16 protein-coding genes are annotated in these 14,960 nt (G+C 44.7%); 9 read left to right on the forward strand and 7 right to left on the reverse strand.

Annotated features, from left to right (window positions below; all coding sequences use genetic code 11):
- Nucleotides 1-244: 244 nt before the first annotated feature.
- Nucleotides 245-427 carry a hypothetical protein gene (locus tag J7545_RS01560; RefSeq protein WP_318719029.1) on the reverse strand — a complete coding sequence of 61 codons (183 nt, stop codon included), beginning with the start codon at nt 425-427 and terminating at the stop codon, nt 245-247.
- A gap of 90 nt (nt 428-517) precedes the next feature.
- On the opposite strand from J7545_RS01560, the gene ftsH3 reads away from it, so the two are divergent.
- On the forward strand, nt 518-2,356 hold the full coding sequence (gene ftsH3 / locus J7545_RS01565; protein ID WP_318699132.1) for an ATP-dependent zinc metalloprotease FtsH3: 1,839 nt from the start codon (nt 518-520) through the stop codon (nt 2,354-2,356).
- 198 nt (nt 2,357-2,554) lie between these two features.
- Here ftsH3 and J7545_RS01570 read toward each other — a convergent pair whose 3' ends face one another.
- Nucleotides 2,555-3,286 carry an alpha/beta hydrolase-fold protein gene (locus J7545_RS01570; RefSeq protein WP_318699133.1) on the reverse strand — a complete coding sequence of 244 codons (732 nt, stop codon included), beginning with the start codon at nt 3,284-3,286 and terminating at the stop codon, nt 2,555-2,557.
- 167 nt (nt 3,287-3,453) lie between these two features.
- Between J7545_RS01570 and fmt the strand changes: the two genes are divergently transcribed.
- The 4 genes from fmt (at nt 3,454) to J7545_RS01590 (ending at nt 5,890) form a co-directional block, all read left to right on the forward strand.
- Entirely contained in the window at nt 3,454-4,461 is a 1,008-nt protein-coding gene (gene fmt / locus J7545_RS01575; RefSeq protein WP_318699134.1) for a methionyl-tRNA formyltransferase, read from the forward strand.
- Between the two features lie 335 nt (nt 4,462-4,796).
- Nucleotides 4,797-4,928: a hypothetical protein gene (locus tag J7545_RS01580; RefSeq protein WP_318699135.1), complete on the forward strand. Its 132-nt coding sequence runs from the start codon at nt 4,797-4,799 to the stop codon at nt 4,926-4,928.
- Between the two features lie 140 nt (nt 4,929-5,068).
- Nucleotides 5,069-5,404, forward strand: a complete 336-nt coding sequence (psb28, locus tag J7545_RS01585) for a photosystem II reaction center protein Psb28 (RefSeq protein ID WP_318699136.1) — start codon at nt 5,069-5,071, stop codon at nt 5,402-5,404.
- Between the two features lie 21 nt (nt 5,405-5,425).
- Nucleotides 5,426-5,890: a DNA phosphorothioation-associated protein 4 gene (locus J7545_RS01590; RefSeq protein WP_318699137.1), complete on the forward strand. Its 465-nt coding sequence runs from the start codon at nt 5,426-5,428 to the stop codon at nt 5,888-5,890.
- A gap of 149 nt (nt 5,891-6,039) precedes the next feature.
- Here J7545_RS01590 and J7545_RS01595 read toward each other — a convergent pair whose 3' ends face one another.
- On the reverse strand, nt 6,040-6,927 hold the full coding sequence (locus J7545_RS01595) for an acyl-CoA desaturase (protein ID WP_413038681.1): 888 nt from the start codon (nt 6,925-6,927) through the stop codon (nt 6,040-6,042).
- A gap of 269 nt (nt 6,928-7,196) precedes the next feature.
- Here J7545_RS01595 and J7545_RS01600 point away from each other — a divergent pair, with 269 nt between their 5' ends.
- The 3 genes from J7545_RS01600 to J7545_RS01610 all read left to right on the forward strand — a co-directional run bounded on the left by J7545_RS01600 (nt 7,197) and on the right by J7545_RS01610 (nt 11,392).
- Nucleotides 7,197-8,102: a DUF928 domain-containing protein gene (locus tag J7545_RS01600; protein ID WP_318719030.1), complete on the forward strand. Its 906-nt coding sequence runs from the start codon at nt 7,197-7,199 to the stop codon at nt 8,100-8,102.
- A gap of 14 nt (nt 8,103-8,116) precedes the next feature.
- Nucleotides 8,117-10,051 (forward strand): adenylate/guanylate cyclase domain-containing protein, encoded by a 1,935-nt coding sequence (locus tag J7545_RS01605; protein WP_318719031.1) that lies wholly within the window; start codon nt 8,117-8,119, stop codon nt 10,049-10,051.
- 237 nt (nt 10,052-10,288) lie between these two features.
- Nucleotides 10,289-11,392: an HhoA/HhoB/HtrA family serine endopeptidase gene (locus J7545_RS01610; RefSeq protein WP_318719032.1), complete on the forward strand. Its 1,104-nt coding sequence runs from the start codon at nt 10,289-10,291 to the stop codon at nt 11,390-11,392.
- Nucleotides 11,393-11,872: 480 nt separating this feature from the next.
- Here J7545_RS01610 and J7545_RS01615 read toward each other — a convergent pair whose 3' ends face one another.
- From J7545_RS01615 to J7545_RS01625, 3 genes are all read right to left on the reverse strand, one after another.
- A complete protein-coding gene (locus tag J7545_RS01615) occupies nt 11,873-12,439 on the reverse strand; it encodes an RHS repeat-associated core domain-containing protein (protein WP_318699142.1) in 567 nt (188 codons plus the stop codon).
- A gap of 9 nt (nt 12,440-12,448) precedes the next feature.
- Nucleotides 12,449-12,685 carry a hypothetical protein gene (locus tag J7545_RS01620; protein WP_318699143.1) on the reverse strand — a complete coding sequence of 79 codons (237 nt, stop codon included), beginning with the start codon at nt 12,683-12,685 and terminating at the stop codon, nt 12,449-12,451.
- Between the two features lie 104 nt (nt 12,686-12,789).
- Nucleotides 12,790-12,945 (reverse strand): hypothetical protein, encoded by a 156-nt coding sequence (locus J7545_RS01625; protein WP_318699144.1) that lies wholly within the window; start codon nt 12,943-12,945, stop codon nt 12,790-12,792.
- An 83-nt stretch (nt 12,946-13,028) separates the two neighbouring features.
- On the opposite strand from J7545_RS01625, the gene J7545_RS01630 reads away from it, so the two are divergent.
- Nucleotides 13,029-13,946: a sulfotransferase gene (locus J7545_RS01630; protein ID WP_318699145.1), complete on the forward strand. Its 918-nt coding sequence runs from the start codon at nt 13,029-13,031 to the stop codon at nt 13,944-13,946.
- A gap of 2 nt (nt 13,947-13,948) precedes the next feature.
- Here J7545_RS01630 and J7545_RS01635 read toward each other — a convergent pair whose 3' ends face one another.
- On the reverse strand, nt 13,949-14,854 hold the full coding sequence (locus J7545_RS01635) for a CRTAC1 family protein (protein ID WP_318719033.1): 906 nt from the start codon (nt 14,852-14,854) through the stop codon (nt 13,949-13,951).
- Nucleotides 14,855-14,960: the final 106 nt, after the last annotated feature.

Raw genomic sequence — 14,960 nt, forward strand, 5'->3', positions numbered from 1 at the left:
GATTTGAATAAAATTGAACACTTTTGGGAGCGGCTGAAGAAGGAGGTGGGAAAACTCAAGAACCAGTGTGAATCCCTTTATGATGCCATCATAGAAGCTTTTAAGATACTGTCCTAACGCTCCCTTTCTTTGCTATACCATCACATCTTCAGTATTCAAATGAAATTGAAATCACGGTAATTCTTGCCCTACTGGAGTTATGAGATATCACTCGAGCGATTGTTACTGTTGAGGCGATACAAACTCAGCGAGATCGCCCTTGAGCTTCAGGACTTCCTCTTGCGATCGCGGTAGGGTTTTCCACACTCCCCACACCGATCTGATCTATCACTGACCCCGGATCGGGGAATTTTTCAAATGGGCAATCCCTGATTAAACTGTGGATGTAGGGAGATCGCCATTCCCAATTAGCCAACCGATCGGTCACAGTTTCGTAATATTCGTTAATATAAGATTAATAATCATAAACGAGAACCGTCCTAAATACCCTAAAACACAACAGGAGGATCGAATAGGCGTGAACAAACGGTGGAGAAATGCAGGACTATATGCTTTACTGGCGATCGTCGTCATTGCCTTGGGAACAGCGTTGTTTGACCAACAACCCCAACCCACCCAAACCTGGCCCTACAGTCAACTGATTGATGAAGTTGAGAGCCAACGGGTAGAGCGGGTCAACCTCAGTGCTGACCGTACCAGAGCGCTAGTGACCGCAGAAAATGGCGATAAGATTCTGGTTAACCTTCCCAACGATCCAGATCTACTCAACATTCTCACAAACAATAATGTTGATATCTCAGTTTTACCTCCCAGTGATGATGGGGCTTGGGTGCGGGCCTTAAGTAGTCTGTTTATCCCGATTTTGCTGGTGGTAGGGGTCTTTTTCCTCCTCAGACGGGCCCAAAATGGCCCTGGCTCTCAGGCGATGAACTTTGGGAAATCGAAGGCTAGGGTGCAAATGGAAGCCCAAACCCAAGTCACCTTCGGAGATGTGGCTGGGATTGAACAAGCCAAATTAGAGTTAACAGAAGTCGTAGACTTCTTGAAAAACGCCGATCGCTTCACGGCAGTGGGCGCTAAAATCCCCAAAGGTGTCCTCTTAGTTGGCCCTCCTGGAACGGGTAAAACTCTACTGGCAAAAGCAGTTGCAGGTGAAGCAGGAGTTCCCTTTTTCTCCATATCGGGTTCTGAGTTTGTTGAAATGTTTGTCGGAGTTGGTGCGTCCCGCGTCCGGGATTTGTTTGAACAAGCCAAAGCCAATGCTCCCTGTATCGTCTTTATCGATGAAATTGATGCCGTTGGTCGTCAACGGGGTGCAGGTTTAGGTGGTGGCAATGACGAGCGCGAACAAACCCTGAACCAATTGCTGACCGAAATGGACGGCTTTGAAGGCAATACCGGAATTATCATTATTGCGGCAACTAACCGTCCTGATGTTCTCGATGCCGCCTTGATGCGTCCCGGTCGCTTTGACCGTCAGGTGGTCGTAGACCGTCCCGACTATGCTGGACGCTTAGAAATTCTTAATGTTCATTCCCGGGGCAAAACCCTATCCCCTGATGTGGATCTGGAAAAAATTGCCCGTCGGACTCCTGGATTTACCGGTGCAGACCTCTCCAATCTCTTGAATGAGGGAGCCATTTTAGCGGCTCGTCGCAATTTAACTGAGATTTCCATGGATGAAGTCAATGATGCTATTGACCGCGTTCTGGCTGGTCCCGAGAAGAAAGACCGGGTTATGAGTGAAAAACGCAAGGAATTGGTTGCCTATCATGAAGCTGGCCATGCTTTGGTGGGCGCTTTGATGCCAGATTACGATCCCGTACAGAAAATTAGCATTATTCCTCGCGGCCGTGCCGGGGGTTTGACTTGGTTCACACCGAGTGAAGAGCGCATGGATTCCGGATTATACAGCCGTTCTTATCTGCAAAACCAGATGGCGGTTGCTCTGGGCGGTCGTTTGGCTGAAGAGATTGTCTTTGGCGATGAAGAAGTGACCACTGGTGCATCGAATGACTTGCAACAGGTGGCACGGGTGGCTCGGCAAATGGTGACTCGTTTCGGGATGAGCGATCGCCTCGGACCGGTCGCATTAGGTCGTCAGCAAGGCAATATGTTCCTGGGTCGCGATATTGCAGCCGAGCGGGATTTCTCGGAAGAAACGGCAGCCGCTATTGATGATGAGGTGCGGAATCTGGTAGACCAGGCCTATCGCCGTGCTAAGGCAGTTTTAGTCAATAACCGCGCTGTCCTCGACCAATTGGCACAAATGCTAGTGGAACGGGAAACGGTTGATTCTGATGAACTGCAAGAGTTATTGGCCAATAGTGAGGTGAAAATGGCGGCGATCGCCTAATTTCACCGATAGCCATCCTCAAGGATCGACAAATGGATAGGGGCGAACGACTGTTTGCCCCTATCCATTTTTCAGTTTAGGTTCAGACGGCGATCGTTCGCGATAAATCATGAGGAGCAAAGGGAGTAGGCTAAAAGTGTGAACCAGAAACTCCTTCTTTGCTCGATGTTTAGTCTAGAAGAAATCTGTGGAATTGGGTTAGGCAAACGCTGCTAGTTGTGCTTGCCAAATTGACCAATCATGGCCCCCATCCCAAATTTCTAAATGATGGGGAATGCCATTGCGATTAAAAATATCACACAAGCGTAGATAATCGGAGAGACAGTGGTCATGTTGAGCTGTGAGTAATTTCAGGTCAGTATTGGCTCCTCCTAACTCTAACCAGCGATCGCGGTTCATATTAGCCATGTAGGCGACTGGATTAATAAAATGCAACTCCTTAGTGGTTTCTTCGGAATTCAACTGCGCAATCCCAGGCAGCTTGCTTAAATCATAGGTTCCCGACATAGAAATACAGCGGCGGACAATATTTGGATAGCGCAAAGCCAAATTTAACGCATGGGTTGCACCCAAAGAACAGCCAGCGGCCACTAAAAAATCATTTTGGGCTTCATCACAAGCATAGGGTATAAACTCCTTATACCAATGTTTCTCTAACAATAACCAGCGCTGACGGCGTTCCTGAATCGTTAATCCTGGAGCTAAAAGTGTTTCCCAGTCCAAGGTATCTAAACAAAACACCTGAGTCCAGCCCATATCCAAATGCCGCCCCAGAGCCGCTATTAAACCCCGGTCTTCTGGATCGAAAAAGCGTCCATTGCTTGAAGGAAACAACAACATGGGATAGCCAGAGTCCCCAAAATGCAAGACTTCCATTTCCCGTTGCAGAATATGGGAATAGAACCGGAAATACCGACGACAATAAGCCATAGAGTTTAAACTGAAAGCGTGAGTCAGACTTGAGCGATCGAGAATGGATATAGAATTGAAAGTCTAGAACATGGGTTGTGAACGATATCCTCCGGTAACTTAAAACAATAACGTAACCATTGTCCAATCCTTAACCGTTTCTCAAACATCATACAGAACCGTAACCCATGAGAGTTATTTTTTTTGGTACACCTGCCTTTGCTGTCCCTACCCTAGAGCGATTATTATCCGATCCACAATTCAAAGTTCTGGGCGTTGTCACCCAACCAGATAAACGTCGAGGTCGAGGGGGTAAAGCCATCCCCTCTGCTGTGAAAACCATTGCTCTGAGGGAGAATTTACCCGTGTGGCAACCTGAACGAATTAAGAAAGACTCCTTGACGTTACAGGAATTAGAGCAAATGCAGGCTGATGTGTTTGTGGTGGTTGCCTACGGTCAAATTCTTTCCCTCAAGATTCTGAATATGCCTAGACTCGGATGCGTGAATGTCCATGGCTCAATTTTACCTCAATATCGGGGAGCCGCTCCCATCCAATGGTGTCTCTATCATGGGGAAAGGGAAACCGGTATTACTACTATGCTTATGGATAAGGGAATGGATACCGGAGATATGTTGCTTAAGTCAGTGACCCCCATTCGTTTAAGGGACAATGCCCATACTCTAGCCGAACGGTTAGCTCAGATGGGCGCAGATTTATTAATCGACACTTTGTTAACACTCGATCAACAGCAGATTACCCCCATTGCCCAGGATAATGATTTAGCGACCTATGCACCTTTGATTAGTAAACCGGATTATGAGTTAGATTGGCAACGCAGTGCCCTAGAGTTACATAACCAAGTGCGGGCATTTTTTCCGTCTTGCATTGCTCAATTTCGCGATCGCCTATTGAAGGTCATGGAAACTTCTCCCTTAATGATGGATCAAGGATTAGAATTGCCTGAAGAGTTGACGGCATTAGAACAGAATTTACAACATATGGACTTGGATGATACCCAAGTGGGAGAAGTTGTTTTTCTTGCCAAAGGATTTGGCCCAGTGGTGAAAACTGGACAAGGGTTGTTAGTTTTGCATCAAGTGCAATTAGCTGGAAAACGGGCGCAATTGGGAAGCGATTTTATGAATGGCTCCCGCTTGCAAGTGGGAGACATCATGAACCACAGCAGTAAATGAGTTAGTTAGGACAGCTATTATGCAGTGAAACTACGAGTAATAATTGAGTAAATTTTTACCCTCTTTATAGAGAATTGTATGGATCGATCTGCGTAAGTCCTATCTGTCTCATTCCCCCTCTTAGTAGTGAAGTGGTTTTGTGTAAAATATGTGTGAGTAACTGATTTATAATGGGTAGGGAGTAGAGTCAAAGCCCATCACTGCAAGAGTTTAATTGCTGAAGCCGATGATGAGCTTTGAACTTGAAGAGGGTCATCGATGGTATAATACGCGATCGCTTCAAGACATCAATACCACTAAGCGACAAGTTCTATTTTATCTTCCTAGACCGAGGGATGAATAACCTACCCCAAATTTTACCGAAACCGCTCTATCTCCATCAAGCCGAGCGTTTAGTGCGAGAATTAAAGCGATCGCCAGTCAAAGCCGAATTAATCCAGCCCTTTTATCAACAGACTGAGGAATAGGGAAAACCGGGTTTTTCCCTATTCCTCATGCCCTATTCCCCATTCCCTAGCGCGAAGTGCTATAGTTGCACAACTTCCCTGGTACTGACATGATAGTAAGACACCTTTAATTCGTTTGAATTACCCTAAATCACAAAAATATGGCAGAAATCCAGTTAACCAAAGGAATCACAGAAAAAGATGTTCCTGAAGTGCGTCTGACCCGTGCGAAAAATAAAAGTAGTGGTACAGCAACATTTATTTTTTCCGATCCCACCGTTTTTAAGGAAGGCAATACGGATGAAGTCACTGGGTTACATCTGATTGATGAAGAAGGGGAAATTGTCAGTCGAGAAGTAAAGGCTAAGTTTATTGATGGTAAACCCACGACTGTGGAAGCCTTATATGTGATGGAAGGAGAGGCGAAGTGGGATCGGTTTATGCGCTTTATGGAACGTTACGCCAAAGATCATGGTTTAGGCTTTCAGAAAGCATAGAACGATCTGGGACAAGGTAGGATGGCAGGATACCGCATTCGATTAGCGAAGGATAAGGGAGAGTTAGTCAAGCGATTGGTTGAATCTAACGAGGATAATGCGCCGTTTGAAACCTATGCGGATGTGGTGATATTTGCGGCTACTCTAGGATATCACCGTAATCAAGCGGTTCCCCTGAATGATGTTATTGCTAAGGAACCCGCTCCCATTGCCTGGGAGGTTTTTCGATCGCGGGGATACGATCGCACCATTCGCCTATTGGCGATCGCCAAAACGGAGGACGTTAGCGTTCTTTCCCTTTCCTCTCCAGAGGCGATCGCCAGTCAAATTCAAATCCTCGAAGACTATGCCAATGGAGGGCTACAAATCCTACAAGACGAGTTGCGCGGAATTATTGATATCACTCATCATCTCCCCCTGATGTTGCTCAAACACCAGCATCCCCAAGAATCCACCCCAGAATTCGATTTACGGCAATTTCTATGAATAGGGAATGGGGAATAGGGAATAGAGACAAGGAGCTTAAGCCCCTTGTTATATTACCCCTCTAAAGGTAAAAATCTTGTAAAACAAAACTTTTACCTTTTGCCTAGCCCGAAGCGCTATAAGCACCGCTTCATCAAGAAATAATTAACCTAAGTTTCCACTAAAACCGGTAACTCTGGCTCCTTCTTCGAGCGTTTTAAAAGCGCTGTTTCACTCGGTATTCTCGGTTTAGAAGCCAACTTGAGAAACTCTAGCATTTTAATAAATGCATAAGTAGGATCGGGCAGATAAATCACCTTATCTTCACGGAGCATAATGCCATGGCGACTTGAGGAAGGAAACGCATGATGAAGATTATGCCAGCCTTCCCCTAACGTGAGAAACGCCACCCAGCCATTATTGCGGCTCAAATCATTGGTTTCAAAGTATTCAGAGCCGGTAATATGGCAAAATGAATTAACTGTTTGTACCCCATGGAAAAGTAAGGTAGTACTCAGGAAAAACGCACCCAAATATTCCCAGCCACCGATCGCATAAGAAACGACTCCTAGGGCAACCAGAGGCAGAAAATGTAAGCGATCGAGTATCCTTAAGGGAAGATTATTTTCCACATCACTCGGTAGTTGAGCAGGGAAGAAATTTTTAGAGAGCAACCATCCCCCTTGAGACCAATAAAATCCACGCATTCCCTCATAGGGTGCATGGGGAGAGTGGGGATCGAGGTCTTGTTCGGCATATTGATGATGACACAGATGGTGAGCTTTCCACCAACTTGGGCCCATTTGTCCAGCCGATGCACCGACTATACATCCTAACCAGAGAATAAAAGGATTAGCTTGATAGCTTTTGTGGGTAAGCAGTCGATGGTAAATGCCTGTCGTAGCCAGCATTCGGATGAAATATAAAAAAATAATCCAGGCGATCGCACCCCAAGATAAGCCAGTGAGTAAAACCATGAACGATCCAATATGACTAACGATAATCAATATTGGCCCGATAACATACGAAACCTTTGTAAGTAGGGAGTAATTCGGCATTGTATTGTTGTAGTATCCTTTGTTCAACTCCTGACCAAACCTAACGATATCACACCCTTCTTCTCAAGAAGATACTCTCAGCACTCCAGAGAGTCCAGATGCGGGTCGGTCAACAAGATATAACAGTAATAGGAGCCATCTTTAGGAACTCATTTTCCAGATATTCTGACTCATTTTCCAGATATATAGCACTTCTCTCTTCTAGAGGAGTACAGCTTGAAGCCTTAGACCCTAAGCCATACAAGCTATTCCTTATTCCTTAACACAAAGTGCTATATAGCGTTTTCCCATTACCCCATTACCAGCGCCAAGCGCTCTCTACCATGTTTCAACCTTTTTCTAGAACCTTAATCTACCTGAGCTGCTATGCGGCCTTTTTAACTGGAGCCTTCTCTCTCCCCCAAGCTTCTCTAGCCCAACTGCCCACAAACCCCAATTTTGAACCTCTCCCTGGTGCTGGGAGACCCAATGAAACCGTAGGTGGAGGGAGTCGCCTTTTAGAAGAAGTACTACAAATTGACTTTGAACCGCCTCCAGGTCAAGGGGCCCCCCGTGAAACGGTTGGGGGAGCCAGTCGAGGTCCTAAATGTTTACCCCATCAAATGCCGGTTACCGTATTAGTCCCCAGAACAATTCAAGGCATTAAGTATGGCTTAAGCATCGATCCTTCTCCTGACTTTTTTGTTTATATCCCGGACACGGTGGCCACTCAAATTGAATTTATTGTCACCGATAATCAACCTTATCCCAATGGACAAATTATTGATGAGCGGGTGATTGATATTCCTCAAAAACCGGGAATTATAAGAATTCCCTTGGAAGGGAAATTGGAAAATGACCAATATTATGAATGGGCAATTTACTTACAATGTCCCCAAGTTACTCCAGGCAGTGAACCTTCCTTTGCTTTCCCGTCTTCCGGATGGATCAAAAAAATCGCAGTAGATGAAACCCTCCAGCAAAAAGTAGAGGCTTCTTCGGTTATGGAAATGATAATCACCTATGCTAAAGAAGGGATTTGGTTCGACACCTTGAGTGTTTTATATGAACAATTGGAAAAGAATCCCAACAATGATAAATTGCAAAAAACATGGAAGCATTTCTTGCAAAATCAAATCACTGATATTGACCCCTTAATTCTAGAATCTTCAATCGTTAATTGTTGTCAGCCTTAGTCCTCTGGCTATATATGTGGAAAAAAATCCAACAAAATTGGGAAGAATGGAGAGGGGTTATTCTGATTGCTCCGAGCATGGCATTAGCGGTTATTGGATTGCGAATGATCGGAGTATTCCAACTTTTAGAATGGGCAGCATTAGACCAATTTTTCCGCTGGCGACCCATAGAACCGATGGATGAAAGAATTGTAATTGTAGGCATTACAGAATCGGATATTCAGCAAATGCAAAAATGGCCCCTATCCGATCGAGTTTTGACTCAATTAATTGAGAAAATCCAGTCCCAAAATCCTAGGGCGATCGGCTTGGATCTGTATCGAGATTTGCCTGTAGAACCGGGTTATCAGCAGTTTGTGGAGGTCGCTAGAAATACCCCAAACTTAATTGGGATTGCCAAAATTGAGGGCGATCGCCTGGGAGAGTCGGTGGCTTCTTCCCCGGTTTTAGAGGAACTCAATCAAGTTTCAGCCGCCGATTTGATTCTGGATGGTGATGGCAAAATTAGACGGATGTTATTGTCAGTTCGCGATAGTGGCGGTAAAACGTTTTATGGATTGGGGACTCGATTGGCTTTGGATTACCTGCAAGATGAGGGCGTTGAATTAGAGATGCTCGATGCCCACAGGGGTAAGGTAGGCTTGGGAAAAGCTATTTTTAGCCCCCTCCAACCCAATGATGGCGGGTATGTGAATGCAGATACCGGAGGCTATCAGATTATGTTAAATTTTCGCCCTCGGTTTTGTTTGCTTTCCCAGCAGCCTTGTCAATTATTTGAAACAGTAACCCTCAGTGATGTTTTAGACGATCGCCTCATCCCCGATCTGATGCGCGATCGCATTGTCCTCATTGGTGGAAAAGCAGCAAGTCTCAATGACCGCTTCATTACTCCCTTTGGCTATAGTTTCCAAGAAGGGGGTATTCGTTCCGGGGTTGAAATTCATGCAGATCTGGCCAGTCACATCATTAGCGCAGCTTTAGATGACCGTCCCCAAATCCAGTTTTGGTCAGAACTCGAAGAAGGCCTTTGGATTGGATTTTGGTCAACTTGGGGGGCTATTTTAGGCTGGATTTTCTTGCGTATCCGTTGGAAAATGATCGGCGTTTTTTTCTGTAGTTTTGGTTTAACCTTAATCACGTATGGAGCATTTCTATTGGGTTGGTGGTTACCTGTATTTCCTCCCCTAGTTGCACTATTCGGGGCAGCCATTTCAATTACAGCTTATATTGGCTTGTTAGAGCGCCACAACCGACAAACCATTATGCACTTATTTGAGCGCCACGTCACACCTAAAATTGCCCAAGCCGTTTGGAGAGACCGACACCAACTGCTTAATGAAGGGAAACTAACGGGACGAAAACTAACGGCTACGGTTTTATTTACGGACTTGCAAGGTTTTACGACTATTAGCGAAAGTATAGACCCGGAAACTCTGATGGTTTGGTTAAATCAATATATGAATGCCATGGTCAATATTGTCTTAAACCATGATGGGGTAGTAGATAAATTTATTGGCGATGCGGTGATGGCGGTTTTTGGGGTTCCTATTCCCAGCACCACGACCGAGGCGATCGCCCAAGATGCCCAATTAGCGGTACAGTGTGCTGTAGAAATGGGAAAAACACTGCGATCGCTCAACCGTGCTTGGAAAGCTTCCGGACTACCGACTGTAGCGATGCGGGTGGGTATCGCTACCGGCGAAGTGGTCGCGGGTTCCCTCGGTTCCGACCAACGGATGAACTATACCACCATTGGCGATAGTGTTAATGTTGCGGCTCGTTTAGAAAGTTATGATAAAACCTTAGATGGCGGCTTATGTCGCATCCTGATTAGTGAAGAAACCTATGAAAAAATCAAGGGGCAATTTCCGACCCAGGCGATCGGATCGGTCTCCCTCAAAGGTCGCACCGCACCCGTTAAAATTTATCAAGTAATCGGTAGTGGGTAAGAGGTAAACCATTTTTCCCTGGAAAAAATTTGTCGGTTGGGTAGAGACAAAAAAATTTTGTCCCTACTCCCATCCTCTATTGCCTCTTCCTTACCTCATCGGGTTATCAATACCCACCCAGCGAGTTACGATATTACCCAATGTTGTACATAGTAATTTTGATGGTTGATTATGCGTTTATTGTCTAGAAAATGTTCCATAAGTGGAGTCCAAGGGAACATTTTATTTCTACTTTCCATGTCTCTGTTGACCCTGTTCCTCAACTTTGCCGCACCCTCTGCACTGGCTCTCCAAGTGCCTCAGCCGGGAGCCAACAATTTTGTCACGAGTGCCGTGAATCAAGTTGGCCCCGCAGTCGTTCGGATTGATACGGAGCGTACCATTGTACGGAATATAGACCCCTTTATGACCGATCCCTTCTTTCAACGTTTTTTTGGTGAAGAGTTTTTTAATACTGCACCCCGTGAAGAACTGCAACGGGGCCAAGGCTCAGGATTTATTATCGACTCGAATGGAATTATTCTGACCAATGCCCATGTGGTGAGTGGTGCAGACCGCGTACAAGTGACTCTCAAAGATGGTCGCTCCTTTGAAGGCAACGTTTTAGGCACCGATCGGGTTACGGACTTAGCTGTAGTGGAAATTGACGACCCCCAAGGGCAATTACCGATGGCTCCCTTGGGCGATTCCGATCGCGTACAAGTCGGCGATTGGGCGATCGCTGTAGGCAACCCCCTAGGCTTAGATAACACCGTCACTCTCGGTATTATCAGCACCCTTAATCGCCCCTCTTCAGAAGTCGGCATTCCCGATAAACGGGTAGACTTTATCCAAACTGATGCGGCGATTAACCCCGGAAATTCCGGCGGTCCCCTGCTCAACGACCAAGGCGAAGTGATTGGAATTAATACCGCTATTCGCGCCAATGCTACCGGAATTGGATTTGCCATTCCCATTAATAAAGCCAAAGCCATTCAAGGACAACTCACGAAAGGAGAAAAAGTTGCCCATCCTTACATTGGCGTGCAAATTGTTAACCTCACCCCAGAGTTAGCCAAGGAAAATAATCGTGACTCCAACGCTCCCTTATTCTTGCCCGAAATTGAAGGAGTTTTAGTCATGAAAGTGCTTCCAGATACTCCTGCGGCTGATGCGGGTTTACGTCGAGGGGATGTTATCATTGCTATTGATAATCAACCGATTAAAACGGTAGATAAATTGCAGTGGATCGTCGATCAAAGTGGTTTAGGTACATCCTTATCCATTCAGGTAAAACGGGGCAATCAAACCCGACAATTCCGGGTGAAAACCGCCCAGTTAGAGGAAGTTATGGACAATTAATCTATTCCTCCGACAAGAAATCAACAAGACACCTTTTCTGTCACTTTTCGACATCACCAAAAGTGCGATCGCCCTCAACTCTGGTATTCTTTTTAGAGATAGTGCGATCGCCTAACTTAAAGTAGAATCAAGAGAAGACGCGATCGCCAACGACAGGAAAAGGAGTTGCAGCGAGACAGAGCTAACAGTTTTCTTTTAGAAAATTCCATGAATCTCCTATACAGCACTTTTCGATGTTATGAGGTACAGTAATCGAAATTTTCCTTGAGAGTGCCTTCCCATGAAAAGCCGGAAGAATGGGCATTATAGCGTGAAAAATGGTTTACCTATTACCTATTACCGCGCGAAGCGCTGTATCACCCAATAAATCAATTTGAGCAAAGTCAAAGTCACTGTTATGTATACTTCTAAGTATCCAAGAGGGATCGGTATCATACGAACATTCTAGATCGGAATAAATTAATCCAATTCCTTGTATCTTTATAAACACCACCAAATGGCATTGCTAGAGATAATCGACTCGGATCTACATAACTTACCGGATTCCCATGAGCATACAAAGTACTTATGCAGACTAATAGATTCCTCTAAACGCCCTTCATAAGTATCCCGTCGCGTAAACCTCCCCGTCGTCGCATCATAATACCTCTGCCTTAAATAATACTGTCCCAACCCCTCATCAAACTGCTCCCCAGCAAATAAATAATCATTCTCACTATTGCCAACCCTCTCCACCAAATTGCCATAAGCATCATACCAATACGCATCCGTAACCTCACCACTACTATCAGTCAGTCCTCTCGTACTCCCCAACCCATCCACAAAATAGAACCAATCTTCCCCATTTCGCTCCTGAGAAATTAGATCCAAACCATAGACATAACTCGCCACTCCCTCCCCATCAACAAACTCCGCCAACACCTGAGCATAAGGACGATTCTTATCCAACAAAAAGCTCGTTTTCTCCCCACCTACCGTCTGAGAAACCCGAATATTATCATCATCATATTCATACTCAACCACCTCACCATCTTCTTCAACTTTCACCAAGCGATTTTAGTCGTCCCAAGTATACTCAATCGTCCCAGTTCCTTGCTGTCTGCGCTCGATTAAATTCCCATTATCATCATAACTATAGTGAATCGTCTTCTCACCCTTCTCCTTCACCTGAATCAACCGGTCATTATCATCATAAACATAACGGAGCGCACCAGCCGTGAGACGATTTCCCACCTCATCATAACGATAAGTAATCGTCTCCCCACCCAATACTGCCGCTTCAATCATCGGCATCTGTCTCTACACCGCTTGCCGTATTCGAGAGACTTGCACTGTACCGACACAAGGGAATTGTACTCCAAGAAATTATCTTCAGGAAAGGCAACACTAAAGGAAAACTAGCCACCCGTGCTATTCATGACGATCGCCGATCGCAGCAGCTCTTGGCTTAAGGGTGAATAATCGGCTACAATTCCTTCTAGGGTCAATCTGGGCGATCGCCTTTTTGCACGATTAATCTGTATTACAGGATACTCTGGACTCCTTGGGTTCAATTGCCTTGGCTAGACGGAGCGATCGTATCGTATTCTAGTTTAATACTCATTTATTCCATACTTCTGGTTGAGGTTAACATACAATGACTCTTCCCAACTTTATCCTTCTAGGGGCAGCAAAATCCGGGACTAGCTCTGTCTGGAATTACCTCAAACAGCATCCCCAGGTGTTCATGTCTAATCCTAAAGAACCTAACTTTTTTGTCTTTGAAGGGATGAAGTTACCCCCATTTATCGGGCCAGAACCTCCAGAAATTTTGTGTAAAAGATTATATCAAAACACGATTACTGATTGGCAAAGTTATCAACAATTGTTTGATAGGGTCTCTGGAGAAAGTGCCATTGGCGAAGCCTCAGTCAGATATCTTTATTTTCCCCAAGCCCCGGAAAAGATTAAGAACTATCTTCCGGATATAAAAATGATTGTTATGTTACGAAATCCGGTGGATCGGTTGTATTCCCATTATGTGATGAATATCCGGCATTTACTAGAACCTTTATCCTTAGAAGATGCTTTAGACCAAGAACAAGAGAGAATCAATAATCGTTGGGGTTGGGATTGGCATTATACTCAAGTGGGGATGTATTCAGAACAAATTAAGCGATATTTAGATTACTTTCCCCCAGAACAACTAAAAATTATTGTATATGATGATTTTCGCCAAGATCCCCTAGGGACAATGAAGGAAGTGTATCAGTATCTAGGGGTAGATGATACTTTTGTCCCAAATGTTGAAGGACGAAAAAATCAAGGATATTGGCCGAAAAATAAATTAGTCCATCAGTTTTTATATACCTCTAATCCCTTAAAGTCATTTCTAGAAAAATGGCTACCACGGTCTTTATATCAGAAGTTAATCAAAAACTTGAAGCAATGGAATAGTGCCCCTATTCCCCCCTTATCCATGGAGTTAAGACAATCTCTGAATGAAGTCTTTCGGTCTGATATTATCAACCTTAAAGAGATTTTGCATCGAGAGATTGCTTGGTTAGACTCATGAGCTTAGACTTGCTGGATAATTAAGAGTTTATCAATTTCTGGGTTGGGAATGTCTTGAGTTTTTCCATTGGGCCAAGTGACTTGAATGGACTCAACTTTATCTTGCTGTCCTAAACCAAAGTAGAGTCGGTAGTGACCTTGAGATCGCCAAGCCCCATCTGCTTGACCAACTTGCTGGAATTGAGTCCCATTTTCGGTAATGACTTTAACTTTACCACCAATAGCGACTGTATTGCCCGCAGCCCCTTTCAATTCTATTTGTAACCAATGGTTCTCATTTCCAGGATTCCGATAGAGCAACACTTTAGACTTGCTAGATTTGCTTAATTCGGCAATATCCTCGGCTTTCTTTTGTTGTTTTTCCCACCAAGACATTTCTTCTGATTTACCGATCAGTAAGTCGCGATCGCCATCATTATCGGCATCAAACCAAGTACAATAAGCATATCCTCCAAATGTCTTAGGTGAATTAACCTGTAATAGATTAATTTTCTCAAAGGTGTGATTAGGACGTTGGCGATACATTCCATACCGCAACGTATATAAATCAGTTAACCCATCATTATCATAATCGACCCAGTTAGCAGCAAAGGCTCTAGAAGGAAGTCCAATAGATTCGGGATCGGTAGCCGTATATTCACCTTGATTATTTGTAAATAATACACTTCCTCTTCTAGAGGCGGCAAATAAATCTAAGTCTCCATCATTATCATAATCGGCGATCGCAAGTTGATTGACTGAACTCTCCTCTTGCCCTAACTCTTCTGCAACAAAGGTTCCCGCTTGGTTTCTGTAGAGCCAAAACGTGGTTTCATCAGCCCAAAACAGATCCATATCGCGATCGTTGTCAACATCTAACCACACAAACCAACCCATACAGCGCAAAGCGCTGTATCCCTCTTTTGTCACTCTGCCGAAAGAGGGCTAGAATAAGAGGGAAGGTAAAGAGCTGAAGAGTAGAGTAGACGATGGATGGAGAGTTAACACTTCGGAAACATGTAGCTCGCTCTGCCGA

This window comes from Roseofilum sp. SBFL (assembly GCF_017746885.1).
Classification (GTDB): Bacteria; Cyanobacteriota; Cyanobacteriia; order Cyanobacteriales; family Desertifilaceae; genus Roseofilum.

What these genes read in the sequence shown, in the direction of transcription:
- J7545_RS01610 (WP_318719032.1), top strand. Translation starts at nt 10,289, where the DNA reads ATGTCTCTGTTGACCCTGTTCCTCAACTTTGCCGCACCCTCTGCACTG.
- fmt (WP_318699134.1), top strand. Translation starts at nt 3,454, where the DNA reads ATGAGAGTTATTTTTTTTGGTACACCTGCCTTTGCTGTCCCTACCCTA.
- J7545_RS01595 (WP_413038681.1), bottom strand. Translation starts at nt 6,927, where the DNA reads ATGCCGAATTACTCCCTACTTACAAAGGTTTCGTATGTTATCGGGCCA.
- J7545_RS01570 (WP_318699133.1), bottom strand. Translation starts at nt 3,286, where the DNA reads ATGGCTTATTGTCGTCGGTATTTCCGGTTCTATTCCCATATTCTGCAA.
- J7545_RS01605 (WP_318719031.1), top strand. Translation starts at nt 8,117, where the DNA reads ATGTGGAAAAAAATCCAACAAAATTGGGAAGAATGGAGAGGGGTTATT.
- J7545_RS01580 (WP_318699135.1), top strand. Translation starts at nt 4,797, where the DNA reads ATGAATAACCTACCCCAAATTTTACCGAAACCGCTCTATCTCCATCAA.
- J7545_RS01620 (WP_318699143.1), bottom strand. Translation starts at nt 12,685, where the DNA reads ATGCCGATGATTGAAGCGGCAGTATTGGGTGGGGAGACGATTACTTAT.
- psb28 (WP_318699136.1), top strand. Translation starts at nt 5,069, where the DNA reads ATGGCAGAAATCCAGTTAACCAAAGGAATCACAGAAAAAGATGTTCCT.
- J7545_RS01630 (WP_318699145.1), top strand. Translation starts at nt 13,029, where the DNA reads ATGACTCTTCCCAACTTTATCCTTCTAGGGGCAGCAAAATCCGGGACT.
- J7545_RS01590 (WP_318699137.1), top strand. Translation starts at nt 5,426, where the DNA reads ATGGCAGGATACCGCATTCGATTAGCGAAGGATAAGGGAGAGTTAGTC.